The 613-nt window shown below is 62.3% G+C and carries 1 protein-coding gene; it reads right to left on the bottom strand.

What is annotated here, in order from left to right; genetic code table 11:
- Positions 1-613: hemagglutinin repeat-containing protein (locus ACV22W_RS33580; protein WP_448023835.1), on the bottom strand; the 613-nt coding region annotated here is incomplete at both ends.

Raw genomic sequence — 613 nt, 5'->3', positions numbered from 1 at the left:
GCCCACCGACACCGACAGGCCGCCACCCGCCATTAGCCCCGATTCCTTCTTATCGTAGTAGCTCGACGACTGCAAGGTATCCTGCGACGTCGTAACCGTCACGTTGCGTGCGGCCGTGAGCGTCACGTCGTTCGTTCCGACGATGGTGCTGCCCTGAACATTGACGTCCTTGCCGCTGACGATGTTCACGCCGTCCGCTGACACCAAGCTACCGTGGTTCAGCGTCATCGTCTGGTCGATCCCGCTCGCAATCTTCGCGCCGCTGACGACATTGCTGTGGCTATGGGTCTCGTGCGAATTGAGTTCATGTGTCTCGGCTGCCGCGCCGACATCCACATCGCCGGCCGCCAGCAGGTTCGCATTGCCCTTGTCGAGGCTGATCGCGCTGCCGCTAACGGTAATGTCCTTGCCCGACACGATATTGACCGTGCCGCCGCCCTTGAGCGTCGTGCCGGTCAGCGCCTGATCCGACGTGTGCAATGTCTCCGCATAGCTGCCATGACCGTCGCTACCCGAACTGTTGCTGTTCACCGTCGACGTCGCGCTCGCTGTGCCAAGCATCACGTTGCCATTTGCGGCGATCGTGCCGCCCTGGCCGAGGTCGATCTGCGCA

The sequence above is a fragment of the Burkholderia sp. AW49-1 genome (assembly GCF_053427845.1).
This window is presented reverse-complemented; position numbering and strand designations above follow the sequence as displayed.